Origin of the sequence: [Actinomadura] parvosata subsp. kistnae (assembly GCF_900323885.1) — a bacterium.
Lineage (GTDB): Bacteria > Actinomycetota > Actinomycetes > Streptosporangiales > Streptosporangiaceae > Nonomuraea > Nonomuraea composti.
Genome location: NZ_OOHJ01000018.1, coordinates 2294358 through 2319953, shown reverse-complemented (window position 1 = coordinate 2319953; position 25596 = coordinate 2294358). Strand labels below are relative to the sequence as shown.

The 25596-nt window shown below is 69.6% G+C and carries 29 protein-coding genes; 18 read left to right on the top strand and 11 right to left on the bottom strand.

The features are described from left to right. Positions 1 to 60 precede the first annotated feature (60 nt). The 3 genes from KIS93_RS30730 to KIS93_RS30720 all read left to right on the top strand — a co-directional run bounded on the left by KIS93_RS30730 (position 61) and on the right by KIS93_RS30720 (position 4798). Positions 61 to 393 carry a histone-like nucleoid-structuring protein Lsr2 gene (locus KIS93_RS30730; RefSeq protein WP_080047412.1) on the top strand — a complete coding sequence of 111 codons (333 nt, stop codon included), beginning with the start codon at positions 61 to 63 and terminating at the stop codon, positions 391 to 393. 798 nt (positions 394 to 1191) lie between these two features. After that, positions 1192 to 1650, top strand: coding sequence for a Clp protease N-terminal domain-containing protein (locus tag KIS93_RS30725; protein WP_080044357.1), 459 nt, complete (start codon positions 1192 to 1194; stop codon positions 1648 to 1650). A gap of 646 nt (positions 1651 to 2296) precedes the next feature. Further along, positions 2297 to 4798 (top strand): ATP-dependent Clp protease ATP-binding subunit, encoded by a 2502-nt coding sequence (locus KIS93_RS30720; RefSeq protein ID WP_080044358.1) that lies wholly within the window; start codon positions 2297 to 2299, stop codon positions 4796 to 4798. 122 nt (positions 4799 to 4920) lie between these two features. Here the strand turns inward: KIS93_RS30720 and KIS93_RS30715 are convergent, their stop codons facing one another. After that, positions 4921 to 5247, bottom strand: coding sequence for a putative quinol monooxygenase (locus KIS93_RS30715; protein WP_080044359.1), 327 nt, complete (start codon positions 5245 to 5247; stop codon positions 4921 to 4923). Between the two features lie 58 nt (positions 5248 to 5305). Here KIS93_RS30715 and KIS93_RS30710 point away from each other — a divergent pair, with 58 nt between their 5' ends. Beyond that, positions 5306 to 5605, top strand: coding sequence for an ArsR/SmtB family transcription factor (locus KIS93_RS30710; RefSeq protein ID WP_080044360.1), 300 nt, complete (start codon positions 5306 to 5308; stop codon positions 5603 to 5605). 477 nt (positions 5606 to 6082) lie between these two features. Beyond that, positions 6083 to 7021 carry a sugar phosphate isomerase/epimerase family protein gene (locus tag KIS93_RS30705; protein WP_080044361.1) on the top strand — a complete coding sequence of 313 codons (939 nt, stop codon included), beginning with the start codon at positions 6083 to 6085 and terminating at the stop codon, positions 7019 to 7021. Positions 7022 to 7096: 75 nt separating this feature from the next. On the opposite strand, the gene KIS93_RS30700 is transcribed toward KIS93_RS30705, so the two are convergent. Next, the gene (locus tag KIS93_RS30700; protein WP_080044362.1) at positions 7097 to 7567 is read right to left on the bottom strand and encodes a MarR family winged helix-turn-helix transcriptional regulator; all 471 of its coding nucleotides are present in this window, start codon (positions 7565 to 7567) and stop codon (positions 7097 to 7099) included. A gap of 61 nt (positions 7568 to 7628) precedes the next feature. Here KIS93_RS30700 and KIS93_RS30695 point away from each other — a divergent pair, with 61 nt between their 5' ends. Further along, the gene (locus tag KIS93_RS30695; protein WP_080044363.1) at positions 7629 to 8006 is read left to right on the top strand and encodes a cupin domain-containing protein; all 378 of its coding nucleotides are present in this window, start codon (positions 7629 to 7631) and stop codon (positions 8004 to 8006) included. 14 nt (positions 8007 to 8020) lie between these two features. After that, a complete protein-coding gene (locus KIS93_RS30690) occupies positions 8021 to 8437 on the top strand; it encodes a cupin domain-containing protein (RefSeq protein ID WP_080044364.1) in 417 nt (138 codons plus the stop codon). A 176-nt stretch (positions 8438 to 8613) separates the two neighbouring features. Here KIS93_RS30690 and KIS93_RS30685 read toward each other — a convergent pair whose 3' ends face one another. Further along, entirely contained in the window at positions 8614 to 9372 is a 759-nt protein-coding gene (locus KIS93_RS30685) for an HhH-GPD family protein (protein ID WP_418115100.1), read from the bottom strand. Positions 9373 to 9601: 229 nt separating this feature from the next. Here KIS93_RS30685 and KIS93_RS30680 point away from each other — a divergent pair, with 229 nt between their 5' ends. From KIS93_RS30680 to KIS93_RS30670, 3 genes are all read left to right on the top strand, one after another. After that, entirely contained in the window at positions 9602 to 10309 is a 708-nt protein-coding gene (locus KIS93_RS30680; RefSeq protein ID WP_230465728.1) for a hypothetical protein, read from the top strand. Between the two features lie 87 nt (positions 10310 to 10396). Further along, positions 10397 to 10645 carry a type II toxin-antitoxin system CcdA family antitoxin gene (locus tag KIS93_RS30675; RefSeq protein WP_080044365.1) on the top strand — a complete coding sequence of 83 codons (249 nt, stop codon included), beginning with the start codon at positions 10397 to 10399 and terminating at the stop codon, positions 10643 to 10645. Next, on the top strand, positions 10642 to 11043 hold the full coding sequence (locus tag KIS93_RS30670) for a DNA-binding protein (RefSeq protein WP_080044366.1): 402 nt from the start codon (positions 10642 to 10644) through the stop codon (positions 11041 to 11043). The genes KIS93_RS30675 and KIS93_RS30670 overlap by 4 nt, the downstream gene beginning before the upstream one ends. Before the next feature lie 244 nt (positions 11044 to 11287). On the opposite strand, the gene disA is transcribed toward KIS93_RS30670, so the two are convergent. The 5 genes from disA to KIS93_RS30645 form a co-directional block, all read right to left on the bottom strand. Next, entirely contained in the window at positions 11288 to 12364 is a 1077-nt protein-coding gene (gene disA, locus KIS93_RS30665) for a DNA integrity scanning diadenylate cyclase DisA (protein ID WP_155128884.1), read from the bottom strand. 40 nt (positions 12365 to 12404) lie between these two features. Beyond that, complete coding sequence (gene radA, locus KIS93_RS30660; protein WP_080044367.1) at positions 12405 to 13811, bottom strand: DNA repair protein RadA; 1407 nt, start codon at positions 13809 to 13811, stop codon at positions 12405 to 12407. Positions 13812 to 13920: 109 nt separating this feature from the next. Continuing rightward, the gene (trxA, locus tag KIS93_RS30655) at positions 13921 to 14226 is read right to left on the bottom strand and encodes a thioredoxin (protein ID WP_206068565.1); all 306 of its coding nucleotides are present in this window, start codon (positions 14224 to 14226) and stop codon (positions 13921 to 13923) included. A gap of 2 nt (positions 14227 to 14228) precedes the next feature. Beyond that, complete coding sequence (locus tag KIS93_RS30650) at positions 14229 to 14597, bottom strand: MerR family transcriptional regulator (protein ID WP_080044369.1); 369 nt, start codon at positions 14595 to 14597, stop codon at positions 14229 to 14231. Positions 14598 to 14638: 41 nt separating this feature from the next. After that, a complete protein-coding gene (locus tag KIS93_RS30645) occupies positions 14639 to 15337 on the bottom strand; it encodes a class I SAM-dependent methyltransferase (protein WP_080044370.1) in 699 nt (232 codons plus the stop codon). Positions 15338 to 15393: 56 nt separating this feature from the next. On the opposite strand from KIS93_RS30645, the gene KIS93_RS30640 reads away from it, so the two are divergent. The 7 genes from KIS93_RS30640 to KIS93_RS30610 all read left to right on the top strand — a co-directional run bounded on the left by KIS93_RS30640 (position 15394) and on the right by KIS93_RS30610 (position 22272). Continuing rightward, positions 15394 to 16203 (top strand): sugar phosphate isomerase/epimerase family protein, encoded by an 810-nt coding sequence (locus KIS93_RS30640; RefSeq protein WP_080044371.1) that lies wholly within the window; start codon positions 15394 to 15396, stop codon positions 16201 to 16203. Continuing rightward, positions 16200 to 16973: a class I SAM-dependent methyltransferase gene (locus KIS93_RS30635; protein WP_230465729.1), complete on the top strand. Its 774-nt coding sequence runs from the start codon at positions 16200 to 16202 to the stop codon at positions 16971 to 16973. Before KIS93_RS30640 ends, KIS93_RS30635 begins: the two co-directional genes overlap by 4 nt. Positions 16974 to 17063: 90 nt before the next feature. After that, a complete protein-coding gene (locus KIS93_RS30630) occupies positions 17064 to 17648 on the top strand; it encodes a TetR/AcrR family transcriptional regulator (RefSeq protein ID WP_080044372.1) in 585 nt (194 codons plus the stop codon). Between the two features lie 139 nt (positions 17649 to 17787). Next, positions 17788 to 19914, top strand: coding sequence for a (Fe-S)-binding protein (locus KIS93_RS30625; protein ID WP_080044373.1), 2127 nt, complete (start codon positions 17788 to 17790; stop codon positions 19912 to 19914). Between the two features lie 179 nt (positions 19915 to 20093). Continuing rightward, the gene (locus KIS93_RS30620; RefSeq protein ID WP_080044374.1) at positions 20094 to 20897 is read left to right on the top strand and encodes a hypothetical protein; all 804 of its coding nucleotides are present in this window, start codon (positions 20094 to 20096) and stop codon (positions 20895 to 20897) included. Beyond that, the gene (locus KIS93_RS30615; protein ID WP_080044375.1) at positions 20894 to 21961 is read left to right on the top strand and encodes a glycosyltransferase; all 1068 of its coding nucleotides are present in this window, start codon (positions 20894 to 20896) and stop codon (positions 21959 to 21961) included. Before KIS93_RS30620 ends, KIS93_RS30615 begins: the two co-directional genes overlap by 4 nt. A 29-nt stretch (positions 21962 to 21990) precedes the next feature. Then, the gene (locus KIS93_RS30610; RefSeq protein WP_080044376.1) at positions 21991 to 22272 is read left to right on the top strand and encodes a metal-sensitive transcriptional regulator; all 282 of its coding nucleotides are present in this window, start codon (positions 21991 to 21993) and stop codon (positions 22270 to 22272) included. A gap of 121 nt (positions 22273 to 22393) precedes the next feature. Here the strand turns inward: KIS93_RS30610 and KIS93_RS30605 are convergent, their stop codons facing one another. Together KIS93_RS30605 and KIS93_RS30600 are read right to left on the bottom strand one after the other, a co-directional pair. Further along, positions 22394 to 22555: a hypothetical protein gene (locus KIS93_RS30605; RefSeq protein WP_020540796.1), complete on the bottom strand. Its 162-nt coding sequence runs from the start codon at positions 22553 to 22555 to the stop codon at positions 22394 to 22396. 214 nt (positions 22556 to 22769) lie between these two features. Further along, positions 22770 to 24086: a hypothetical protein gene (locus tag KIS93_RS30600; RefSeq protein ID WP_080044377.1), complete on the bottom strand. Its 1317-nt coding sequence runs from the start codon at positions 24084 to 24086 to the stop codon at positions 22770 to 22772. Between the two features lie 53 nt (positions 24087 to 24139). Between KIS93_RS30600 and KIS93_RS30595 the strand changes: the two genes are divergently transcribed. After that, the gene (locus KIS93_RS30595; protein WP_155128886.1) at positions 24140 to 25042 is read left to right on the top strand and encodes a hypothetical protein; all 903 of its coding nucleotides are present in this window, start codon (positions 24140 to 24142) and stop codon (positions 25040 to 25042) included. Here KIS93_RS30595 and KIS93_RS30590 read toward each other — a convergent pair. Beyond that, a complete protein-coding gene (locus KIS93_RS30590) occupies positions 25014 to 25535 on the bottom strand; it encodes a gamma carbonic anhydrase family protein (protein ID WP_418113447.1) in 522 nt (173 codons plus the stop codon). The two genes, KIS93_RS30595 and KIS93_RS30590, sit on opposite strands and share 29 nt — an antisense overlap. Positions 25536 to 25596 lie beyond the last annotated feature (61 nt).

The window sequence follows — 25596 nt, the reverse complement described above, 5'->3', positions numbered from 1 at the left end:
CTTTCCGGGTATATGTTTGGGCAGGCGAATGAAACAATGCTCCGCGAAAGGATTGCGTACATGGCCAAGCAGATCCAGGAGATTCTCATCGATGACCTCGATGGGGGCGAGGCCAATGAGACGGTCAGCTTCGCTATTGACGGCTCCACCTATGAGATTGACCTCAGCGACCTTAACGCGAAGAAGCTGCGGGACGCTCTCACGCCTTTCGTGCAGCACGCGCGCAGGGCGGGCGCCGTATCACCGCGCCGGCGGGGCCGGGGCGGCAACCGTGCGATGAGCCGCGAGAAGAGCTCCGAGATCCGGCAGTGGGCCAAGGCTCACGGCCTGCCGGTCAGCGAGCGCGGCCGCATCGCCTCCACCGTCGTGGAGAAGTACGAAGCCGCCCACTAAGGGGCCGGCTCTCGACCATGCGCTTATGATGCTCGCCTCGGACCCCGGCGGCCGCCATAAGCGCATGATCGTTTCCGTGGCGCGCCCGAATGTGGAGCGTCCCGGAAGTTGATCTCCTGAGGCGCCCATATGCGGGCGTTTTGGGTGAAGGCGTTGTCCGGCCCCTCCACGGTGCCGTTTCACCGGCGGTGGCGGCATATGTGGGGGCGGCGGGCGCAAATGCCGTGTGGGGCGGCCATGCCTCATTCAACGTACGTTCAGGCGTCTCACTGTGTGAGAGAACCGGGCGTACGAACTGGCGGTGGCCGCTCCGCATTGGCTTGTGCGGCGGGCTTTGAGGTTCGCGCGGAGGTTGTGGTCCGTCGCACCGAGCCGTTCGCCGGACACGTCCATGGAACGGGCCATGAGAAAAAACCCGCGGAGCCGTCTTCACTCGCTGTGACATTCGTGTCAGGTATCTCCTGACGCGCTTGCCGGATAACCGTAGCCGGAACGCATAGGGCGGGCCCCCGCATAACCCGCCTCTTGCTCGGATGAGCCGGGCATAAGCGGCAAGTATGAGCATCCCTCGCACAATGCCGGTTCCGCCGGCATCCCCGCACAATGCCGTCACTCTCGCCGCACGAGGACACGTCCGGTAACCGGGCTGACCGGATGGCGGATTACCGATGGCCGTCCGCCCGGATGCCGCGCGCCGCCTTCGTCCCCATGATCGCGAATTGCCGCTCCCTCGCCGGCATGCGGAAGGATGGGACGCATTCACCGTCCTGACCGACTGCTTAGTAGAGGAGCGGCGAGTTGTTCGAGAGGTTCACCGACCGGGCGCGGCGCGTGATCGTCCTGTCCCAGGAAGAGGCGAAGGCGCTCCACCATCACCACATCGGCACCGAGCACCTCCTGCTGGGCATGCTCCGGGAAGGTGAGGCGGTGGCCGCCCAGGCGCTGGAGAGCTTCGGCATCGGCCTCGACGACGCGCGGCGGCAGGTCGTGGAGCTCGTCGGGCAGGGTGGGGCGCCGGCGTCGGGGCACCTGCCGTTCACCGCCGGCGCGACCCAGGCGCTGCAGCGGGCCGGTCGCGAGTCGCAGGACCGGGGGCTCGACCACATCGGCACGGAGCATCTGCTGCTCGGGCTCGTCCTTGAGGGCGAGGGCGCGGGGGCCGAGGCGCTGGTCAAGCTCGGCGCCGACCTCGGCCGGGTCGCGGAGGTCGTGAACGAGATCGTCGCGAGGTACCAGTCCGCCCCGCCGTCCCCCTGACCGGCCGTCCCGCTCAGCGCAGCTCGCGCGCCCGCTGGCGCGCCGCCGTCTCGCCGACCGCCGCCGTCTCGCCGACCGCCGCCGTCCCGCTGACCGCAGGCGTCCCGCTGACCGCCGGGAGGCGCGGGGCAGTGAGTGGGAGGCGTGAGGTGGTGAGCGGGAAGGCGCGGGTCGATGGGCGGGGAGGCGTGAGGTGAAGAGCGGGTACGCGCGGGGCGGTGAGCAGCGTGTGCCGCGTTGTGCTCAGGGCGTAGCCTGCTCGCTTGGACTTGCATCGGCCGCGACATAAGATGATTACGTAATAGATACGGACGCGGCATCTCAGATGCAGGGGCGAAAGCGGCGTCCCCGCGCCGGCTCCGCGCCAGGCGTCCGAAGGACGATCCGTGTGAGTCCGTATGCGTCATGGGCGGCCATTCACAGCCGCTTCCGCGAGCGTCCTAAACATCGTTCGCTTGCGGCGTATCGGGAACACGTCACCCCCGAACAGTAGTTGGATGGAGGGTGAACGCCCTGCTCTCGGGGAACGTCTCTGATATAGAGCGTGTCAGCGGCAGTGGGCACGGTTCGCCGAGCCAGGGCTAGCATGCGGGAGGACGGGACCGGATTTACCGGCCTGACTGACCGCTCTGTGAGGAGCGACGAGATGTTCGAGAGGTTCACCGACCGAGCGAGGCGTGTTGTCGTCTTGGCCCAGGAAGAGGCCAGGATGCTCAACCACAACTACATCGGCACTGAGCACATTCTTCTTGGTTTGATCCATGAAGGTGAGGGCGTGGCCGCCAAGGCTCTGGAGAGCCTCGGCATCAGCCTTGAGGGTGTGCGCCAGCAGGTCGAGGAGATCATCGGCCAGGGCCAGTCGGCTCCGTCGGGGCACATTCCGTTCACCCCGCGGGCCAAGAAGGTCCTCGAGCTGTCGCTCCGTGAGGCTTTGCAGCTGGGCCACAACTACATCGGCACCGAGCACATCCTGCTCGGGCTCATCCGCGAGGGTGAGGGTGTGGCGGCCCAGGTGCTGGTCAAGCTTGGAGCTGATCTCAACCGTGTCCGGCAGCAGGTCATCCAGTTGCTCCACGGTTACCAGGGCAAGGAGCCGGCCGCGGCGGGCGGTCCGCAGGAGTCGGCGCCGTCGACCTCCCTGGTGCTCGACCAGTTCGGCCGTAACCTGACCCAGGCCGCCCGCGAGGGCAAGCTGGATCCGGTCATCGGCCGTGAGAAGGAGATCGAGCGGGTCATGCAGGTCCTGTCCCGCAGGACCAAGAACAACCCCGTTCTCATCGGCGAGCCCGGCGTCGGCAAGACCGCCGTCGTCGAGGGCCTGTCGCAGAAGATCGTCAGGGGCGAGGTGCCCGAGACGCTGAAGGACAAGCAGCTCTACACGCTTGACCTCGGCGCCCTGGTGGCAGGCTCCCGCTACCGCGGTGACTTCGAGGAGCGCCTGAAGAAGGTGCTCAAGGAGATCCGCACGCGCGGCGACATCATCCTGTTCATCGACGAGCTGCACACGCTCGTGGGTGCGGGCGCCGCGGAGGGCGCGATCGACGCCGCCAGCATCCTCAAGCCGATGCTGGCCCGCGGCGAGCTGCAGACGATCGGCGCGACCACGCTCGACGAGTACCGCAAGTACTTGGAGAAGGACGCGGCGCTGGAGCGGCGCTTCCAGCCGATCCAGGTGGCCGAGCCCTCACTCAGCCACACGATCGAGATCCTCAAGGGTCTGCGCGACCGCTACGAGGCGCACCACCGCGTGTCCATCACCGACGACGCGCTGGTGGCCGCCGCGCAGCTGGCCGACCGCTACATCAGCGACCGCTACCTGCCCGACAAGGCGATCGACCTCATCGACGAGGCCGGCTCCCGGATGCGCATCCGCCGGATGACCGCTCCGCCGGACCTGCGCGAGTACGACGAGAAGATCGCCAACGTGCGCCGCGACAAGGAGTCCGCGATCGACGCGCAGGACTTCGAGAAGGCGGCTGCCCTCCGCGACCAGGAGAAGCAGCTCCAGCTCAAGCGCGAGCGCAGGGAGAAGGAGTGGAAGGCCGGCGACATGGACGTCGTGGCCGAGGTCACCCAGGAGCTCATCGCCGAGGTCCTGGCGACCGCCACCGGCATCCCGGTCTTCAAGCTGACCGAGGAGGAGTCGCAGCGCCTGCTCCGCATGGAGGACGAGCTCCACAAGCGGATCATCGGCCAGGACGACGCCATCAAGGGCCTGTCGCGCTCCATCCGGCGCACCCGCGCCGGCCTGAAGGACCCGCGCCGTCCCGGTGGCTCGTTCATCTTCGCCGGCCCCTCCGGTGTCGGTAAGACCGAGCTGTCCAAGGCTCTGGCGGAGTTCCTCTTCGGCGACGAAGACGCTCTGATCAGCCTCGACATGTCGGAGTTCATGGAGAAGCACACCGTCTCCAGGCTGTTCGGCTCGCCTCCCGGCTACGTCGGCTACGAGGAGGGCGGCCAGCTCACCGAGAAGGTGCGGCGCAAGCCGTTCTCCGTGGTCCTGTTCGACGAGATCGAGAAGGCCCACCCCGACATCTTCAACTCGCTGCTGCAGATCCTGGAAGACGGTCGCCTGACCGACGCCCAGGGCCGCGTGGTCGACTTCAAGAACACGGTCATCATCATGACCACCAACCTCGGCACCCGTGACATCTCCAAGGGCATCGGGGTCGGGTTCGCGAAGTCCAACGACACCGAGTCCAACTACGAGCGGATGAAGGCGAAGGTCCAGGAGGAGCTCAAGCAGCACTTCCGGCCCGAGTTCCTCAACCGTGTCGACGACATCGTGGTCTTCCACCAGCTGACGCCGAACGAGATCATCAAGATCGTGGATCTGATGCTCGCCCAGGTCGACGCCAGGCTGAAGGACCGCGACATGGGGCTCGACGTCTCGCCCGAGGCCAAGCAGCTCCTCGCCGACCGCGGCTACGACCCCGTCATGGGCGCCCGGCCGCTGCGGCGCACGATCCAGCGCGAGCTGGAAGACTCGCTGTCGGAGAAGATCCTCTACGGCGAGCTCCGGCCCGGCCAGGTCGTGAAGGTCACGGTCGAGGGCGAGGGCGACAACGCCAAGTTCATCTTCAAGGGCGAGTCCGCCTCGAAGATCCCCGACTCGGCTGCCGCGATCGCCGCTCCGATCCAGAACTGACCCTGGGTCTGGGGGAAGCCCCCGCGTGAGGCCACAGCGCCTCCCGCGGGGGCTTTCCGCGTTTCGGGGTCCAGCCGTCGGGGGCCGGTCGTTCGGGGGCCCGCCGTTCGGGGGCCCGCCGTTCAGGGGGCCGCGCTGAGGGGCGTCAGCCAGTGGATCTCCAGGTCTTCGCGCAAGTAGTCCATGCGGTGCTGCTGGAAGTGCGCGAGTTCGGGACGCGCGAGGTGCGCGCGCAGGTCGTCCGGCGACCGCCACAGCTCGTAGAACACGAGCGTGCTGGGATCGGCCTGGTCGCGGTGCACCTGGTACTGCATCGAGCCGGGCTCGGCCCTGGTCGGCGCCACAAACGACAGCAGCAGCCGCTCCAGCTCGTCGGCGCGCTCGGGCTTCGGGCGGGCGAAGCCGTAGATGCCGACCGGCCCGTCCCCTTCAGGTACGACAATCTTCATACCTCCCAACGCTAGCCACCTCCTCAGGTACGATGCAAGTCGTACCTAGGAGGGAGCCATGGATCTGGGCAAGGTGTTCCACGCGCTGGCCGACGACTCCCGGCGGCGCGTCGTCGCCGAGCTCGCGGCCGATCCCGAGGACCGGGAGCGGGCCTGCGGCTCGTTCGACCTGCCGGTGAAGAAGGCCACGCGCACGCATCACTTCCGGGTGCTGCGCGAGGCGGGGCTGATCGTCCAGCGTGACCACGGCAACGGCAGCGCCGTCTCGCTGCCCAGGCAGGACATCGAGCGCCGGCTGCCCGGCCTGTTGCGGCTGCTGTCCGAAGAGCTGAAGGCCGGGGGCGCCGCGCCCGACTAGCTGGGATCTGTCACAAAAGGGCGAGCTGTTCAGTCATAAGGGGTGTACGGGCGATCCAGGCTGAGGAGGCTCGCGGTGGCCCTGAGAACGCCGACGACGGCTTGCGGGACCCCGCGGGTCGACGACGTCCATGGTGGTCCGACGGCCGCCGGGTGGTGTCGTGAGCGGCACGTACGGCATCTTCGGCGATCTTCACATCCGCGATGTGAAGAAGTGAGAAGGTTGCCGTCGTTGCGTAATTGTTGGGTGAGCGGGTATACCACCACCGCGAGTAGTACTACACTGCGTAGAGCTTCGCCAAGTCTCATCCAAGTGAGGCACAAGAGCATGCTCCCAAGCTGGGGGCCTGCTCCCTGGGGAGTAGTTGGAAGTCAACTCAGGGCGGACGCGCGTGCCACGGCCTCGGAGGCATGCTCACATGGTTCGCACGTCCGAGGCGGGCGACGGGAACACTAATGCAAGCCCTGGAGGAAACCGATGCGCCTGCGTCACGATGACGGAACGCTCGTTCACCTCGCCTACAACGCAGGCGTCCACCCCGCTGAGGACCTGGAGAACCTCATCGCGCACCTGACCCGCTACGCGGTGCCGGTGCGCAAGCGGCTGGGCGTCGAGCGGATGGGCATCGGGCTGTGGTTGTCCCCGAGCGTCGCCGACCACCTCACGGCCGACCGGATCGAGCTCGTCCGCCTGCGCCGCTCCCTGGAGGAGCGCGGCCTGGAGGTCGTCAGCCTCAACGGCACCGGCGGCCGCAACCAGGAGGTCCCCGGCCCCGACTGGGCCAAGCCCGAGCGCTACCGCTACACCATGGCCCTGGCCAAGATCCTCGCGTTCCTGCTGCCGGAGGACGTCCGGTTCGGCAGCATCTCGACGATCCCGATCGGCTGGCGCCGCGACTGGCCCGCCGACCTGCACGCCATCGCCACCCGCCGGCTGGAGCGGCTGGCCCGCGAGCTGCGCGGCATCTACAGCACGACCGGCAAGACGATCAGGGTCGGCTTCGAGCCGTGGCCCGGCTGCGTGCTGGAGACGACCGAGCAGGCGCTGGAGCGCGTGTGCGGCATCGACTCCGAGCACCTGGGCGTCTGCCTCGACGCCTGCCACCTGGCCTGCGACGCCGGCGAGCCGGGCGCGGCCCTGAAGGGCCTGGCCGAGGCCGGCGCGCCCGTGGTCAAGCTCGGCCACGTGCACAACCACACCGGCGAGGTCCCCGGCACCGGCGCCGTGCTCCAGGACACGCTGACGGCCATGCTGTCCGGCGCGGTGAACGGCAGCGCGCACATCGAGGTCGAGACGCACAACCTGCTCGTCCCCGGCCGGGCCAAGGGGCCAGGGGCGCTGGTGTCGATGCTGGCCGAGGAGCTGGACTGGGCCCGTACGAACCTGACCAGCCTGGGGTTGCAGCTCGCCGCCTGAACGCGGTCCGGCGGGGGATCACGACTTTCCTGAAGCGGGGCGCACCGGGCGGGTCATGCTCCCGGTGGCGTCCCGTCAGAGGTTGCCGAACCAGCCCGGCATGTCGAGCCGCCAGGGGTTGCCGGGCGTCATCCTGCGCAGGTCCGCTTCCAGTGCCCGCAGCCGTTCCTCGCCGAGCTCGGCCGCCCAGCGGGTGCGCAGGGCGTCGAAGATGCGGGCCGAGCGGTCGAGGGCGTCCATGCCGTACGGGGTCAGGCGGACGATCTTGCGGCGGGTGTCCTGAGGGTCGGTGGTGCGCTCGACGTAGCCGATGCGCTCGAGCGTCTCGATGGTCTTGCCCGCCGCCTGCTTGGAGACGCCCAGCGTACGGCCGAGCTCGACGGCGGTGGTTCCCTGCGGGCCGATCGCCTGCATGACGAACCCGTGCATGGGCCTGAGGTCCGGATGGCCCTGCTTGCCGAGCTCGGTGTGCAGCTCGTCGATCAACAGCCTGAACGCGAGCAGCAGGCGCAGCGGCAGCTCGAAACCGGGGACGTAGCTTGACACGATAGACAACCTGGTTAACTATATGGACAACGTAGTTGCCTATCTTAAGGGGTGCAGAGACGTGACCGTGATCCGTGACGCCGACGCGCGGCGATCCGAGACGCCCGGCGGGGTCATGACGACGTTCGCCTCGCCGACGCAAGGAGGGGCCTCGCGGTCCCTGTGGAAGGTCGAGGCCAAGCCGGGGGCCGCGGGGCCCGTGCACGACTTCGACAGCGAGCAGGTGTGGAGCTGGGTGGCCGGGGCGGCGACCGTCGAGCTGGGCGGCGAGACGTACACCGTCACCGCCGGCGACACCGTGATCATGCCCGCCCGCACGGTGCGGCGGGTCCTGGCCGACCCCGACACCGGCTACACCGCCGTCGTCACCGCACCGGCCGGCGCCAAGGCGTACGGGCCGGACGGCGCCGAGTTCGGCGTCCCGCCGTGGATCGCCTGAAAGGAGCATTGTCGATGAGTGTTGTTCTGGGAGCCGGCTCCCGCAGGATCGAGACCCCGAACGGGGTCATGACCACCCTCGCCTCCCCCACCCAGGGCTCCGCCGGGCAGGCCGTCTGGCGGGTGGATGCCAGGCCCGGCATGGTGGGGCCGGTGCACGCGTTCGACGCCGAGCTGGTGTGGACGTGGCTCGACGGCAGTGCCGTGGTCGAGCTCGGTGGTGAACGGTACGAGGTGGGGGCGGGGGACACCATGGTGTTGCCCGCCGATGTGAGCCGGCAGATGATCGCCGATGCCGAGCGCGGCTTCGTGTCGATCGTGGTGGCTCCGGCCGGGGCGCAGGTCTACAACCCGGGCGGCGTGTCCGAGCCCGACGCCTGCGACCTGGCCCCGAAGGACGCCGAGCGGCTCGTGCCGCCCTGGGTTGCCTGAATCCGGGCCGATCTCGGCCGCTGATCGGATCGCTCCCGTCGGTGGGCGGCCACGACCAGGCCCGCGCGTTCGCGCCCGCCGCCATCCTCGCCCAGCCGCTGTCGCGCGAGGTCGGATGGGGGTAAGCGGGGCTGGCACGGGGCGGGCATGAGCGGGCGCCGGGGGCGTGGTGGGGCTCAGGCGTGGGGGAGGCGGTAGGTGCCGTCGTCCAGGGCTTCGGCCAGGCCGTCGGCGACGAGGCCGTCCAGGGCGCGTTCGCGCTGCACCGCGTCGTCCCACACCACGTCCAGCGCCGCCTTCGGCACCGGCCCGTGGGCCTCGCGCAGCACCGCCAGCAGCCGGCCCCGGCACTGGCGGTCGGTGCCCGCGTACGTCTGGCCCTTGCGCGCGGGCCCCTCGTGCGGCGGCTTGCCGGCCAGCCGCCACGCGCACACGTGGGTGATCGGGCAGTCGGCGCAGCGCGGGGAGCGGGCCGAGCACACCAGGGCGCCCAGCTCCATGACCGCGACCCCCCACCGGGCGGCGCCCAGCTCGGGCAGCAGGCTCTCCGCCAGCCGCCGCTCGGCCGCCGAGGTGGCGGTCGGCGGGTACTCCTCGGCACGCACCGCGCGGGCGAACACCCGCCGCACGTTCGTGTCCAGCACCGCGTGCCGCCCGCCGAAGGCGAAGCTGGCGACGGCGGCCGCGGTGTACTCGCCGATGCCGGGCAGGGCGAGCAGGGTCGCGTGGTCGGACGGCACCTCGCCGCCGTGCTCCTCGGTGATGGCGCGGGCGCACGCGTGCAGGCGCAACGCCCGTCGCGGGTATCCGAGCCGCCCCCAGTGGCGCACGGCCTCGCCGGGCTGCTCGGCGGCCAGCGCCTTGGGGGTGGGCCAGCGTTCCATCCATTCGTGCCAGACGGGCAGGACGCGGACGACCGGGGTCTGCTGGAGCATGATCTCGCTCACCAGCACGCCCCAGGGGGTCGCGTCGGGTGCCCGCCACGGGAGGTCGCGGGCGTTGTCCTCGTACCAGTCGAGAACGGCGGTGTGCAGGACGTTCGGCTCAACCACGCGGTCAAGGGTATGGGGCGATGACAACCCTTGGCGTGCCGACGTTCCAGGAGATGGCATCCATCGGCGTGTCGTCACTCGCCGTCATTGCCCGCTCACCATCCTGTGCTGTATGGACCCGGATACGATGCGTGGCGACGGCGGTGACATCTACTGGCGGCGCCGGATGAGCGTACTGGTGGCGGTGCTCGTCGTGGTGGCCGTTGTGGCGTGGGCGTGCTCCAGCGGCGGCAGCGGCCCCGAACGCTCGTCCAGCGCGCAGTCCTCACCCAGCGCGAGCTCCGGCGCGGGCGCCAGTACGGGCGCCCAGACCGCGCCGGCGGTGGACCCGCTGCTGGCGGGCCTGCGCACGCTCGCCATGGGCACCGCCAGCCCGTCCCCCACGCCCACCCCCAAGGCGAGCCCGTCGGAGCGGCCCAGGCGGCCGGGTGAGCCGTGCGAGGAGAAGGACCTCGTGCTCAGCCTCCAGGGCGGCAAGGAGCCGATCTACGCCGGTACCGCCCACCCCACCTTCCTCGTCACCCTGGTGAACACCGGCTCCGTGATGTGCACCGCCGACGTGGGCCCGCGCGCCATGGAGATCCGCATCACCTCGGGCGCCGACCGCATCTGGTCCACGGCCGACTGCGTGAGCGGCGAGGGCACGGAGATCAAGGAGCTGCAGCGCGGGGTGCCGTACGTGCGGTCCCTGGAATGGGACCGGCGGCGCTCCAGCTCCGACTGCCGCTCCACCCCTCCGGCGGCCCTGCCGGGGACTTATGTGGCGGTGGCGCGGATGGGCAGGATGCGCACCGAGAAGGGCGTCTTTCACCTGCGCTAGCACCAGGAGTGTGACGGGTGAGGATCGCTCTGTGCTTCCTGTTCCAGCACGGCCGGGCTGACGCGCATACGGCGGTATGCTTCATGCATGGCGGATACGGTACGTATCACGGTGACACTGCCGAGTGATCAGGTCGCCGAGCTCCGAAAGCTCACCGACAACATCTCCGGTTATGTCGCCGAGGCGGTGGCCCGTCAGCTTCGGCACGAGCTCCTCGGCGCCGACCTGCTGCGGTACCAGCAGGAGCACGGAGAGTTCACCGAGGAAGAGCTGGCTCAGGCGCGCTCCCGGATCTTCGGTGCCCCCGACACGAGCGGATCGTCGAGCGCCGCGTGATCGGGCACATCGAAACCGTCGTCCTCGACTCCCAGGGACTGTCCGCCTGGATCGCGCAACATCGCCAAACTCTTGCGATGTTCCAGACCTTCCATGCCATGGGCGCTCAGATGGTGGTTGGCGCCAACACCATCGTGGAGGTCAGCCACGAACGGGTGGACCTGCCCCGGCTACAGTGGGCGCTCTCCAGCGTCAAGGTGGAGCCGGTGACGAAGGACGCGGCGAAGGCATCGGCGCAACTGCTCAAGTCCGCAGGACTGCACGGCCATAAGCATGCGATCGATGCGACGGTCGCCGAGATGGCGCTACGTCAACCCGGGCCAGTGGCCATGCTGACATCTGATGTGGATGATATGGCCAGGCTGTGTGGGGATCGCGTCCGGCTCATCGGCCTTTGACGACGCCTGCGGCGGTCCTGCCACACCGTTGCCTCAAGCCGTCCGGCTTCGCCCTGATGCTGTGCCTCCGGGACGAGGCTGAGTCGTCTACGAGATCGCCCAGGAGGGCGGTCGTCAAGGGGACGGGCTGTTCTCTGACGATGCTCGGTGAATGGCACTCTTGGATCGCTGGTCGTTCCTGGAAGCAGGAGTCGCTGGGTAAGAGCCGGGGAGCGCGAGGGGCTGGAAAGCCCTCGCGGTCGCTTCAGACGTAGCGTTCGAGGATGGAGGATTCGGCGAGGCGGGACAGGCCCTCGCGGACGCTGCGGGCCCGGGACTCGCCGACGCCGCCGACCGCCTGGAGGTCGTCGATGCTGGCGGCCAGGAGCTTTTGCAGGCCGCCGAAGTGGTTGACCAGGCGGTCGACGACGGTGGCGGGCAGGCGGGGGACCTTGGCGAGCAGGCGGAAGCCGCGCGGGCTGACGGGGGTTTCGAGTTGGTCAGTGCCGTTGTGGCCGAGGACGTGGGCGACGGCGGACAGGTCGAGGAGGTCGGCGCCGGAGAGCGCGTCGAGCTCGTGCAGGGCTTCCAGGAGGCGTTTCTGGCGGCGGCCCGCGGGGGCGGGGAGGTAGTCGCGGATGACGAGTTCGCGTTCGGAGTCGACGCCGGCCACCAGCTCGTCGAGCTGCAGTGACAGCAGGCGGCCGTCGGTGCCGAGCTCGACGACGTAGCCCTTGATCTCGTCGGAGATGCGGCGGACCATTTCGAGGCGTTGCGCGACGGCGGCGACGTCTCTGACCGTGACCAGATCCTCGATCTCCAGGGCCGACAGGGTGCCGGAGACCTCGTCGAGGCGGTGCTTGTAGCGTTCGAGGGTGGCCAGGGCCTGGTTGGCCTTCGACAGGATGGCGGCCGACTCTTCGAGGACGTAGCGGATGCCGTCGAGGTAGAGGGCGATGATGCGCATCGACTTGCTGATGGCGATGATGGGCAGGCCGGTCTGCCGGGCGACGCGCTGGGCGGTGCGGTGGCGGGTGCCGGACTCGTCGGTGGGGATGGCGGGGTCGGGGACGAGGTGCACGGCGGCGCGGACGATCTTGTGGTCGTCGCTGAGGACGATCGCGCCGTCCATCTTGGCCAGCTCGCGCAGCCGGGTGGCGGAGAAGTCGACGTCGAGCTCGAAGCCGCCGCTGCAGACCGCTTCGACGACCTTGTTGTAGCCGAGCACGATCAGCCCGCCGGTCTGTCCGCGCAGGATCCGTTCCAGGCCGTCGCGCAGAGGTGTGCCCGGCGCTACCGCGGCCAGGGCTTCGCGACGGCGGTCGTCCAGACTCCTATCCACCTGACCCCCGTGTCGATCGGTCACCTCAGCTTAGCCGCGCTCATGTCACGTGTGTGAGAGCGTCCCAGACGTTCTCCGCCTGGACGACCTCGAAGCCGGGCGCGAACGCGACCGGCCCGACGGGCACGAGGGCGCGCTGGCCGCCGCGTCTGGTGCCGCTTTCCTCCAGCGAGCCGGCCGGTACGAGCGCGCGTTTGAAGCCCAGGCGGGCCGCCTCCGTGAGGCGCCTGCGCACGTCCTTGACGGGACGCAGCTCGCCGGCCAGGCCGACCTCGCCGAGCGCGACCAGCCCCGGGGGGAGCGGTTTGTCGCCGGCGGCGCTGGCGACGGCGAGCATGACGGACAGGTCGACGGCCGGGTCGGCGAGCTTGATGCCGCCGACGGTGGCGGTGAACACGTCGCAGCCGCCGAGGCGGGCGTTGAGCCGGCGCTCCAGGACGGCGAGGATCATCTGGACGCGGTAGGTGTCGAGGCCCGACGAGGTGCGCCGGGGCTGCTGGGCGTCGGTGCGGGCGACCAGGGCCTGCACCTCGGCGGGCAGCGGCCGGGTGCCTTCGACGGTGACGGTGACGCAGGTGCCGGGCACCGGCTCGCTGCGCCGGGAGACGAACAGGCCGCTGGGGTCGGTGATGCCTTCGATGCCCCGCTCGTGCAGGTCGAAGCAGCCGATCTCGTCGGTGGGGCCGAACCGGTTTTTGATCGCGCGGACCATGCGGAGCCTGGAGTGGCGGTCGCCCTCGAAGTTGAGCACGACGTCGACCAGGTGCTCAAGGGTGCGGGGGCCGGCGATGGAGCCCTCTTTGGTGACGTGGCCGACGAGGACGGTGGCCATGTTGCGTTCCTTGGCCATGCGGACGAGGTTGGCCGCCACTTCCCGCACCTGCGTCACGCCGCCGGGCACGCCGGTGGCCTGCGCGGAGCCGATGGTCTGGACGGAGTCGACGACCAGCAGCCGCGGCTGCACCTTCTCGACGTGCGTGACCAGCGCCGACAGCTCGGTCTCGGCCGCGAGGTAGAGCTGGTCCTGGATGGCGCCGATGCGGTCGGCGCGCAGCCGCACCTGGGCCGCCGACTCCTCGCCCGTCACATAGAGGACGGTGGCCCGCTCGGCGATGCGCGCCGCCGCCTCCAGCAGGAGCGTGGACTTGCCGATGCCGGGCTCGCCCGCCAGCAGCACCACGGCGCCGGGCACGAGGCCGCCGCCCAGCACCCGGTCGAGCTCGGCCACGCCGGTGGTGCGGGCGGTGGCCACCTCGGCCTTGACCTGGCCGATGGGCAGGGCGGGAGCGGTGGTGGCCCCGGCCTGCACGACGTTGACGCCGGCTCTGGCGCCCTCTTCGTCGACCGTGCCCCACGCCTGGCACTCTCCGCACCTGCCGACCCACTTGGTGGTGCGCCAGCCGCATTCGGCGCAGCGGTATCCGGGCTTCTGGGCAGTCTTGGCCATGTGGTGCAGGCTAGCGGCTCGCACCGACAAACAGGCCCGGGACGATCACGCCGTACCGGCGAACAGGCCCGGGACGATCACGCCGTACCGGCGATCACGCCCGACCGGATCACGCCAGGCCGAGCTCCGAGACCAGCATGCGCTTCGGCTTGGCGCCGACGACCTGCTTGGCCGGCTCGCCGTTCTCGAACAGGATCAGCGTCGGGATGCCCATGACGCCGTAGCGGGCCATGATCTCGGGGTTCTCGTCGGTGTTGAGCTTGCCGATCGTCAGGCCGTGCTCGTTCTCGATCTGCTCCAGCACGGGCGCCACCATCCGGCACGGCCCGCACCATTCGGCCCAGAAGTCGACCAGGATCGGCTTGTCGCTCTTGAGGACCTGCTCCTCGAAGTTGTCGGTGGTCAGCGTGATCATCTTCATCCCCTTACGAAACAACCTGGGCACGACTGGGCGAGCTGGGCGGCCACCTCGGCGCGGCGGGCGAGCAGCACGCGGATCTCGTGGTCGATCTCGCTGAGCTTGCGCTCGTAGACCTCGACCGACTCGGCGCAGGAGCCGCCGGTGCTGTGGCCCTGGCGCAGGCAGTCGACGAACGGGCGGGTCTCCTCCAGCGTGAACCCGATCTGGAGCAGGGCCCTGATCTCGGAGACCAGCTTGACGTCGTCCTCGCTGTAGGTGCGGTAGCCGTTGGAGGCGCGCCGGGCGCGCAACAACCCGTGCTGCTCGTAGTAACGGAGTGAGCGGGTGCTCACTCCGGTGCGTTCCGCCAGCTCACCGATGCGCATGTCTCCAAGGTAAACGTTGACGTCGGTGTCAATGTCAAGGCTCAGAAGTAGCGCCAGCGCAGCACGTTCGGATAGGCCAGCTCCAGGCCGGGCGTCTCGGCGATGGCCTGCTCGGCCACCTCGGGGGTGAACTCGATGCGCAGCACGGCTTCGAGGTCGGCGCGCCGCTGGAAGACCATGCGCAGGTCGAGCTCGCGGCGCTGCCAGCCGTGCCGCTGCCAGAACGCCTCGACCTCGCGCGGCGCGTACGTGGGCACGGTGCGCGAGAACCAGCGCCCGAACGAGCCGCGCGTGGCGTCGAGGTCGACGACGAAGGCGGCGCCGCCGCGCCGGATGACCCGCGTCAGCTCGCGCAGCCCCGGCTCGCAGCCGGGCCCGAAGAAGTACGCCCAGCGCGCCATGGCGACGTCGACCGAGGCGTCGGGCAGCGGCAGGTCCTGGGCCGCGGCGGCGTGCACGCTCACGCCGGGCAGGCCTGCGCAGCGGCGGCGGGCCAGCGCGGCCAGGTCCCCGTGCGGCTCCACGCCGATCACGCGGGCCGCCTCGCGGGCCAGGACGGGCAGGTGGAAACCGGTGCCGCAGCCGATGTCGAGCACGGTGGCGCCGTCCCAAGGGCGCAGCGCGCGCATCGCCGCGTCGGCCGCGCCGTCGGGGTCGACGGCGCGGTTCTCCAGCTCGTAGATCTGGGGCGTGTTCCAGATATTCGGGCTCGGGATCGCACCTTTCGCTATCCGGGTCATGTCCTAACGCTAGGGGCTGACGCGCCAGATCGGCTTCTCCGGCTTAGGCTGGCAGCGTGGCTGATGTCATCCGCGTGCCCAATGCGAAGATCGCATTGTCCACCGCCTCGGTATATCCGGAACGCACTCCTGACGCGTTCGAGCTGGCCGCGCGCCTGGGTTATGACGGCGTCGAGATCATGGTCGGCGCCGACCCGGTGAGCCAGGACATCGATGTGATCGAGCGTCTGTCCGACCACTACGAGGTGCCCGTTCTGGCCATCCACGCGCCCTGTCTGCTGGTCACCCAGCGCGTTTGGGGCCGGGACCCGTGGGCGAAGCTGGTCAAGGCCCAGAAGGCGGCAGAGCGTCTCGGCGCCTCGACGGTCGTGGTCCATCCGCCGTTCCGCTGGCAGCGTGACTACGCCCGCGACTTCGAGAGCGGGCTGGCCAGGATGCGTGACGAGACGGACGTCACGTTCGCGGTGGAGAACATGTTCCCGCTGCGGGCCAGGGGCAACGACGTGGTGCCGTACTCACCTGACTGGAACCCGATCGACCACGACTTCCCGCAGGTCACGCTCGACCTGTCGCACACCGCCGTGTCGGGCTCCGACGCCATGGAGATGGCGGTCAAGCTCGGCGACCGGCTCGCGCACCTGCACCTGGCCGACGGCGTCGGCGTGACGAACAAGGACGAGCACCTGGTGCCCGGCAGGGGCAACCAGCCGTGCGCGCAGATGCTGGAGCGGCTGGCCAACACGGGTTACTCGGGCCTGGTGGTGCTGGAGATCAACACCCGCAAGGCGGCCAGCAGGACCGAGCGGATCGACGATCTGGCGGAAGGGCTGGCCTTCGCCAGGCTGCACCTGGCGGCATCCACATGAACACAGGACCGATCAAGGATCTGGGCAGGACGTTCGACCTGGTGGCCGACGCCTACGACGCGGCCAGGCCGGGCTATCCCGACGAGGTCTACCGGGCGCTGAGCGAGCTGTCCGGGGTCGAGCTCGACGGCGCCACGACGGTCGACGTCGGCGCGGGCACCGGCATCATGACGCACGCGCTGCGGGCGCGCGGCTCCCACGTGATCGCGGTGGATCCGGGCGAGGCGATGCTGGCCCGCCTGGTCTCCAAGGCGGGCCGCCCCAATGGCACCCGCGTGAGCGCTCTACTGGCCGACGGCAACGCGCTGCCGCTGGCCGACGAGGTGGCCGACCTGGTGACGTACGCGCAGTCGTGGCACTGGCTGGACCCGGTGGCCTCGATCGCGGAGGCCCGGCGGGTGCTGCGGCCGAAGGGCGCCATCGTGGGCTGCTGGAACCTCAACCACGCGGCGCAGGCCGACTGGCTGGCCGCCTACGAGGCGCGGCTGGCGGAGGAGGTGCCCGCCTACTGGGGGCCGGCGGTCGAGCAGTGGTCGGTGCCGCCGATCGCCGCGGCCTTCGAGGTGATCGAGGAGCGCTGGATCCCCTGGACCCGGCTGATCGGCATCGACGACTTCCTGCTCGACCTGCGCTCGCACTCGTACATGGCAGCGCTGTCGGCCGAGCGCGCCGACGAGGTGGTGGAGCGGCAGCGGGTGGCGCTGCGGGCGGAGTTCCCCGAGGGCGTGCTGTCCGTGCCGATGCGGGTCTACCTGGCGGTGGGCAGGTGACGCGAGGAAGTGGCGGCGTCCTGGCGGTGGGCAGGTGACGCGAGAAAGTGGCGGCGTCCGGGCGATGGAGCCGCCTCACGGAGCGAGGCGATGAGCACAGACAGAAGGCGTCCCGGGCGCAGGCCCGGGGCGGCCGACACGCGCGGGGAGATCCTGACCGCGGCGCGCCGGGTGTTCTCCGAGAAGGGGTTCGACAAGGCGACGGTACGCGGCATCGCGCGGGAGGCCCAGGTCGATCCGGCGCTGGTGCATCACTACTTCGAGACCAAGGAGGGCATGTTCGCGGCGGCCATGGAGCTGCCGATCAACCCTCAGCAGATCCTCCCGGTGCTGCTCGAAGGCCCGCGCGAGGAGGTGGGGGAGCGGCTGGTGCGGCTGCTCCTGCGGCTGACGGCCGAGGAGAAGACGCGGGCGCCGATGCTGGCGCTGCTGCGCTCGGCCGTGAGCAACGAGCAGGCGGTGGGGATGATCAGGGAATTCTTCACCTCGGCGCTGATCTTCCAGGTGGCCGACCGGCTGGGCGTGCCGCACCTGCGGATCGAGGCGGCGTTCGCGCAGATGCTGGGCGTGGTCATGGCCCGGTACGTGCTCAAGCTGGAGCCCCTGGCCAGTGCGAGCCACGACGAGCTGGTGGAGATTCTGGCGCCGACGATTCAGCGGTACTTCACGGGATAGAGCATTGTTCTGGAGATGGCGATGACCTTAGGGTATGTCGCGTAACCCAGTAAAGTTACTCGTGGGTAGGATTGCTGGCACATGCCTGCGCAGCGGGTGACCGTACGCTGACAGTCAACGTCGTCTGTGGGAGGACCCCGTGCTCTGGGTAGCCATCATCGGGCTGGTCATGACCGTCGCGGCGGTGGCCGTGGCCGGCCGCAGGGTCATGTTCCTGTTCAAGCTCGCCACGGTGGGCGCGCCCGCGCCCGAGCGCGTCGAGTACGCCAGAACGCACGTGGGTGACGAGATCAAGGCACAGCTCGTCGAGGTGTTCGGGCAGAAGAAGCTGCTCAAGTGGACACCGTCGGGTGTGGCGCACTTCTTCGTCATGTGGGCGTTCTTCATCCTGCTGACCGTCTACATCGAGGCGTACGGCGCGATCATCCAGGGGGCGATCACCGGCACGCCCGACTTCCACATCCCGCTCATCGGGACGTGGGGGGTGCTCGGCTTCCTCCAGGACTTCATCGCGGTCGCGTGCCTGCTGGGCCTGGTCGCCTTCGCGATCATCCGGGTGAAGAACTCGCCGAAGACGCTCGGCCGCCGCTCCCGCTTCTCCGGCTCGCACCTCGGCGGCGCGTGGCTCGTCCTGTTCATGATCTTCAACATCATCTGGACGCTCTTCCTGGCCCGCGGCGCCGCCGCCGCCAACGGCAACTTCCCCTACTCCTCGGGCGCCTTCGTCTCGCTCGCGCTCGGCGACGTGCTGCCGGCCAGCGGGCTGCTGGAGGAGATCGCGCTGCTCCTGCACATCGGCTTCATGCTGGTGTTCCTGGTCATCGTGGTGAACTCCAAGCACCTGCACGTCTTCACCGCGCCGCTGAACGTGCTCTTCTCGCGCCGCCCCGACGGCCTGGGCGGCGCGCCCGAGATGCGCGTCGACGGCAAGCCGGTCGACTTCGAGGACGAGGACCTCGACCCCGAGCGGCTGGGCCGCGGCAAGATCGGCGACACCACGTGGAAGGGCTTCCTCGACTTCTACTCCTGCACGGAGTGCGGCCGCTGCCAGTCGCAGTGCCCGGCGTGGAACACCGACAAGCCCCTGTCGCCGAAGATGCTCATCCTCGACCAGCGCGACCACGCCTTCAAGGTGGCCCCGTACCTGCTGGCGGCCCAGGCGGGCGTCGAGCACAAGGACACCGACGTGCTGGCGCTGCTGGAGAAGCCGCTCGTCGGCGAGGAGGGTGTGATCCACCCCGACGTGCTCTGGTCGTGCACCAACTGCGGCGCCTGCGTCGAGCAGTGCCCGGTGGACATCGAGCACATCGACCACATTCTCGACATGCGCCGCTACCAGGTCATGGTGGAGTCGTCGTTCCCGTCCGAGGCGGGAGTGATGGTGAAGAACCTGGAGAACAAGGGCAACCCGTGGGGCATGTCCGAGATGAAGCGGGCCGACTGGATCGAGGAGCTCGCCACCTCCGTGGACGGACAACACGTCGAAGTGCCGATGGTCGAGGACAAGATGCCCGAGGACGCCGAGTACCTGTTCTGGGTCGGGTGCGCGGGCGCGCTCGAAGACCGGGCCAAGAAGACCACCAAGGCCGTCGCGGAGCTGCTGCACATCGCGGGCGTCAAGTTCGCGGTGCTCGGCCCGATGGAGGCGTGCTCCGGCGACCCGGCGCGCCGGCTGGGCATGGAGTACCTGTTCAACATGCTGGCCCAGCAGAACATCGAGACGCTCAACGAGGCCGGCGTCAAGAAGATCGTGGCCACCTGCCCCCACTGCTTCAACACGCTGGCCAACGAGTATCCGCAGCTCGGCGGCACGTACGAGGTCGTGCACCACACACAGCTGCTGTCGAAGCTGGTGGACGAGGGGCTGCTCACCCCGATCACGCCGATCGAGGAGAAGATCACCTACCACGACCCGTGCTTCCTCGGCCGCCACAACAAGGTCTACTCGCAGCCGCGCGACATCATGGCGAAGGTGCCGGGCGTCCAGACGCAGGAGATGCACCGCCACAAGGACCGCGGCTTCTGCTGCGGCGCCGGCGGGGCGCGCATGTGGATGGAGGAGCGCATCGGCAAGCGCATCAACACCGAGCGGGTGGACGAGGCGCTGACCACCAACCCCGACACGGTCTCCACCGCCTGCCCGTTCTGCATGGTGATGCTGGGCGACGCGATCAACGAGAAGAAGAACAACGGCGAGGCCAAGGAGTCGCTGGAAGTCGTGGACGTGGCGCAGCTGCTGATCAAGTCCGTGAAGGGCGCCTCCTGACGAGGATCACGTCCGTAGAAGGCGCTTTCTGACGGGAGATGTCGGACTCCTCCACACCTGGTGTGGAGGAGTTTCGCTTGTCAACGCGTGTGCTCGCAAGAAATCCGGCATCCACATAACGGGAAAATCACGGTAACCTCAACGTCGCATGGCCTTATTCGACGGGGAGGGGGCTCGTGATGGGCGTCGTCGTCACGGACGCCGAAGTCACCCTGGCCGACGTGCTCTCCCTCCGACTCGCCATCGACGAACCACTGGAAGACGGCACCGAGCTCGTTCTCCGGCATCGCACCACGGGGGTGGAACGCGACGTGCTGCTCGGCAGCCCAGGCGCGAGGGCGCGCGAGGCCACGCTGGCCGTCTCGCTGGCGCCGCTGGAGCTGAGCGCCGGCCGGTGGGACGCCTACCTGCGCCACGACGGCAAGCGCAGCCGGCTGCGCAGCGTCGATCCGGGGTTCTCGCTCGACCATCTCGACGCGTATGCATTGTGCCGGCGCACGCTCGCCTACCGCTCGTACCGCACGCGCAACGGCTTTCTCGCGCTGAAGATCTCCGACGCGGAGCCGGTGGCCGAGGTGCGCTCCATCTGGTTCAGGGAGGGCCGCTTCGAGGTGATGGGCCTGCTGGCCTACACCGGCCTGGAGGACGACGACTCCCGCCACGAGGCCGTGCTGACCCTGGAGCGCAGGCAGACGGGCGCCCACCTGAAGGCCACGGCCACGGTGCAGGGCGTGCGCTTCCACGCGGCCGTCTCCCTCGTGGACGTGCTCGCCGCCGACCCCGAGGAGGCCGAGGGCGCCGCCATGTGGGAGCCGGCGCTCCAGGTGGAGGGCGTGCCCACGGCGCTGCGGCTCGGCTCGCGGCTCGACGACGTCGACGGCAAGCGCCGCCGCCTGCACTACCCGTCGGCCCGGGTCGACGGCGTGCTCATCAAACCCTGCTACACCGCCGATGACGAGCTGCGGATCGAGGTCGGCGGATGAAGGTCAGCATGGTGCTCCCCTCCGCGTACGCCATGCGGGGCGACGTACGCGCCACCCTCAACCTGGCCACGGCGCTGGCGGAGCGGCACGACGTCGAGGTGATCAGCGTCCGGCGGCAGAAGGAGAAGCCGTTCTTCCCCGTCGGCCCCAAGGTGAGCATGCGCAGCGTGGTCGACGTCCGGCCGGGCGTGCGGCACCTGCTGCCGCGCGGGCAGGTGCGCACGGAGGTGGCGCTGTGGCGGGTGCTGCGCAACCTCAGGTCCGACGTGCTGATCACGACCAGGCCGGGCATCGGCGTGCAGGCCGCCCGGCACGCGCCGCGCGACACCATCAAGATCGCCCGTGAGTGGGGCAGGCCGGCGGTGCCGGGGCCGGTGAAACGCTTCTATCCGCGCCTGAGCGCCGTCGTGACGGCCACGGAGTCGGCGCAGGAGGAGTGGAGCAGGCTCCTGGGCGACACGCCCGTGGTGCACAGCGTGCTGGACGCGCTGCCGGGCGGCCCGTGGCCGCGCTCGCGCATGGACAACCGGATCGTGGCCGCCGGGGGCCGGTGGGTGCCGGTCAAGGCGTACGACCGGCTCATCAGGTCGTTCGCGATCGTGGCCGACAAGCGGCCCGACTGGCGGCTGCGGCTGTACGGCGGCGGCCCTGAGGAGCGGCGGCTGCGCGCGCTGGTGCGCGAGCTGAACCTGCACAACCACGTCTACTTCATGGGCACGACCCCCGACCTGGCGGGCGAGTTCGCCAAGGCGTCCATCGTGGCCACCACCTCGCGCAGCGAGGACCTGGGCATGACCGTGCTGGAGGCCATGGGCTGCGGGGTGCCCGTGGTGGCCTTCGAGGGTGCCAGGGGGCCCAGGGAGTTCGTGGCGACGGGCTACAACGGGGTGCTGGTGCCCGACTCCGAGGGCGACCCGCAGCTCTTCGCGGCGGCGCTGCTGGCGTTGATCGACGACGAGCGCAGGCGGCGGTCGCTGGCGGCCGGTGCGCTCGACACCGCCGTGCGCCATTCGGCCGACGAGGTGGCCGAGCAGTGGGAGAAGCTCATCGCCGATCTCCGCTAGCCCATACTCCTTACGGGTACCGTAGAAGCATGCATGGGTACAGCGGAGACAAGCAGGCATATCTGACGCGCCTGCGGCGAATCGAGGGCCAGATCCGGGGTCTGCAGCGCATGGTCGACGACGATGCCTACTGCATCGACGTGCTCACCCAGGTCTCCGCCGCCACGCGGGCTCTGCAGGCGGTCGCGCTGGGGCTGCTGGAGGAGCACATCTCGCACTGCGTGGCCGACGCGATCAACACGGGCGGCCCCGAGGCCGAGGCGAAGGTGAAGGAGGCGTCGGCGGCGATCGCACGCCTCGTGCGCTCCTGAACGGGCTAGCCCTCTTCCGGGAGGGCCTCCTCCGTAAGTCGGATGATCCAGTCGAGGATTGACTAGTTATGTGAAACCCCGGGAACTAGGTCCCCGGGGTCTTGGTAATCGAGTTGGTTCTTCAGCGACTCGCCGAAGTCCGCAATCCGAGCGCGTCGTCGAGTTCGTCCAAGGTCAGCCGCCGCTCACTGACTGCCACGGCGGTGAGCACCTCGGCGTAGAGCGCAATCTCGTCCAACGCGACACGGTCGTGGACCCGAGAGTCCAGGTCGTCGTGCCCCACCGCGTCGTCCTTCCTTCCGCAGCCCACACCCACTACGAGGTTACGGCGAAGGCCCTTCCGGCGACATGGCCCATCGGAGTCATTCCTTTCCGCGCCTTGGGGGCCCCGTCAGGATCATTTCCCGATTCCGAGATCACAATTCAGCGAAATTGCTGTTATCTCGGGGGTTAGAACGATATAGGAGGAGTAAGGGGGAAATATCGGCATTAGTGGTTTACATGTGCCCGGTGTGATGGTCGTCCCGTTCGTGGACGATCCTTCGTACGAGTGCCGACTGGCTCGCCAGCCCCCGCGCGGGCAGCTTCGCCCCCGTCAGCCGTTCCCACGCCAGCGCCGTGGCGTAGGCGGCGCCCAGCACCGCCGCCGTGCTCCCCCTGTCCGGCGGGGCCACCTCCAGCGGCGGCGCGACCCCCTCCGCGCGCACCGGGAAGCCCTCCGGCTGCGTCGTCTCGGCCGCCGACGTGCCCGTCAGGCCCGCGCGGCGCAGCTCCTCGTACGCCATCCGCAGCCGATGGTCCAGCCGCCCCGGCAGCGCCCCCTTGGAGTCGGACAGGTCGGCCAGGAACGTGGCCGCCGCCTCCCGGGGCTCCGGCATGAACGCCAGGGCGTCCACGAGGTCGTACACGGTGTGGGAGAAGTGCGCCTCGGGGTCGTTCTCCACGAGCAGCGCCCGGCACAGGCGGGCGGGGCAGCGCGCCAGCCACTCCCGCCGCATCACCGCGTCGTCGTCGTACGGGTCGCCGAACCCGGGCCGGCGCAGCATGGGCTCCACCATCGTCAGCAGCGCCAGCGCCCGCGGCCTGAAGCGGGTGTCGAGCAGCAGGATCTGGGCCGTGTCCGCCATCACGGCGGCGAGCCTGAGCGCGGCGCGCGGGCGCCCGGCCCGCATCCGCTCGGCGACCAGCGTGACGAGGTCGAGCAGGGGCGGCGCGGGCAGCCAGCGCACCCACTCGTCGCCCGGCAGCGAGCGGCGCAGGTACTCGCCGAAGACGGTGATCAGCCGCTCGTTGCCGTCGAAGGCCGGCGCGTACGCGCACCACATGATCGTGCCCCAGACGGCCGCCACCGTGCTCGGCACGTCCGTGGCGAAGATCTCGCCGAACGCCGACAGCGGGTAGTCCAGCTCCGACTTGCGGCCGCAGGCGCGGACGAGCTGCCTGAGCTGCTCGGTGAGGCGCTCCGGCACGTCGGGCCCGATGAACGACTGGGTGGAGCCGGGCTCGGCGTGGAAGTCGTGGCCGGGCGGCACGACGTCGTCCGGCAGGACCGCCGCGGCGTGCGTCACCCGGCGCACCCGCGTGCCGCGCGGCGGCGGGGCCGGATGCCAGCGGCCGTCGGCCGGGTCGTGCAGGTGCCAGCGCGCGTGCGCGCCGAACAACCACCGGTCGCCATCGGGGGTCACAAGTATCCTGGCGGCCAGCACGTGGGCCCGGTCGGGCACGGAAAGCCCCTGCCAGCGCGGGTCCGCGACCATCGCGCGGACCTCCGCCTCGGCGGCGGTGAACGCATCCCAGGGTGGCACGGCGGTCATCGTACTGGGCGTCCTCGGATCATCCATCGGCATTTCACGGCAGAATGTCCGACATGAGGGCGAAGGTAGCAGGGACGTTGGCGGTCGTGAGCGTGCTCTCCGGGTGCGGTACGACGACGGCGGCACAGCCCACACCCACCGGAGCCGGCGTTCTCACGCTGGAGAACGCCACCCCGCCCGCGCCCGGCGGGGAGGTGGGCGAGGCGTCCACCGAGTTCGACGACGCCGCGGACCTGAAGATGTGGACCAAGCTCAGCGACACCGAGAAGGACATCGACCGGCTCTCCAAGTACGACGTCAACAAGACCGCCAAGGGCGCGATGTACCTGGAGCCGAACGTGTCGGCCTGGTTCGACGGCTTCCGCGGCCCCTTCGTGTACCAGGACCTCGCCGGCGACATCGTCATGCACGCCCGGGTCAAGGTCGAGGGCAAGAGCGGCGGGCAGCCCAAGCGCAAGTTCTCGCTCGGCGGCCTCATGGCTCGCCAGCCCGGCTCGTACGCCAAGCCGAACTGGGTCTCGGTCACCACCGGCACCGCCGAGAAGAGCGGCCAGGTCGAGGCCAAATACACCCAGGACGGCAGCTCGAAGCCCAAGGAGATCGCCGTCAAGAGCGGCTGGGTGGACCTCGTGCTGGCCCGCGTCGGCCGCGTCTTCGTCGCGCTCTACAAGGAGGACAAGGGCACGTGGAAGGTGGCCCAGCGCTGGCCGTCCAGCCTGCCCGACGTGCTGCAGTGGGGCGTGACCGCCTACACCGACTGGGACAGCTACAGCACGCTCAAGAAGGACGCGACCAAGGGCAACGCCAAGCAGGTCAAGGGCACGCCCGACCTCAAGCTGACGGTCGACTTCGTCCGCTTCCTGAGGCCGGAGCTGCCCGAGTACGCCGACCCGCTCAACCCGGCGTCGGTGTCGGACGAGGTGCTGGTCAAAGTGATGACGCCTGCCGGTGCCTGAGTGCCTTGGCCATGTAGTTGTCCGGCGTGCGGGCGAAGGAGTCGCGGTCGTCGTCGGTGAGCTCTCGTACGATCCGGCCGGGGACGCCCGCGACGAGCACGCCGGCCGGGATCTTCTTGCCGGGCCCCACGAGGGCTCCGGCCGCCACCAGCGTGCCCGCGCCGACGCGGGCGCCGCCCAGCACGATCGCGCCGATGCCGATGAGCGCGCCGGTCTCCACGTGGGCGCCGTGGACCATCGCCTTGTGGCCCAGGCTGACGCGGTCTTCGAGGATCGCCGGCTCGCCCGGGTCGGCGTGCAGGCACGACAGGTCCTGGACGTTGCACTCCGCGCCGATCTCGATCCGTTCGTCGTCCCCACGGAGGACGGAGCCGTACCAGATGCTGGACGCCCGGCCCACGCGTACGTCGCCCACCACGACCGCACCAGGCGCTATGTACGCTTCAGGGTGTATGTCCGGGACTGCTCCGTTGTCCAACGCTGCTATGTACATTCGAGACATCGTAATTCCAGCTCGGGGTATGGCGTTCGGGTTGCGGACGTGGGCAGATGGC